The following is a 722-nucleotide window of genomic DNA, read 5'->3' on the forward strand; positions in this document are numbered from 1 at the left end:
GCGATGCGCTATCTTATTGACTATGAAGGACTCGGTAAGACTCTTCTCAAAGATGTTGGTATTCCACGTGCAAGTTTTATTCCTCTTGGTAATCTTGGAGCTTTGGATGAAAAAGAGGGACAACCCTTTAAACTTGATCTCCAAAAAGCAAAGCAACTTTTAACAGAGGCAGGTTATCCGGATGGTTTTGAGGCCAGTATTTTTGCCGGTGCCTCTCCTTATCCTTTTGCTTTGCCTATTGCTCAGTCTCTCCAAGACAATGCAAAAAAAGTTGGAGTACGTTTTAAAATTGAACGTTTTGTAGGTACGCAGTTGTTTTCAAAATTTTATGCGCGTGGTTTTGATACGATTTTTTTCGGATGGAATAATGGCTCTGGGGACCCCCATACAATGGCTTCACGTCTTATTTATAATCCAGATAATCGGCTTGAGGCTAAAAATACAGGCTATGCGAGTTGGTGCCATGGGTATTTGGATGAAACTATGAATCAAAAGGTTCAAGATGCATTGTTTCAAAAAGATCCCAAAAAACGGGCGCAAATGTATGCTGATTTACAACGTGATTTTATGCAGAAAGGGCCTTATGCTTTTATCTATCAGACATATGTTTCTGTAGCGATGACACCTGATGTCAAAAAATGGGTTTGGAATAGTGCACCACGTATTTTTTATAGTGCAATTGAAAAATAAGAAGGTATCAAGTTTATAAAATATAAAAAACA

1 protein-coding gene is annotated in these 722 nt (G+C 38.2%); it reads left to right on the top strand.

Annotated elements, in window-relative coordinates:
- Positions 1-690 (top strand): ABC transporter substrate-binding protein (locus tag ACFIM6_RS10055; protein WP_375612692.1); only part of this gene is annotated, 690 nt, incomplete at its 5' end.
- Positions 691-722: the final 32 nt, after the last annotated feature.

The organism is Bartonella sp. AA9NXGY (assembly GCF_042196845.1).
Lineage (GTDB): Bacteria > Pseudomonadota > Alphaproteobacteria > Rhizobiales > Rhizobiaceae > Bartonella.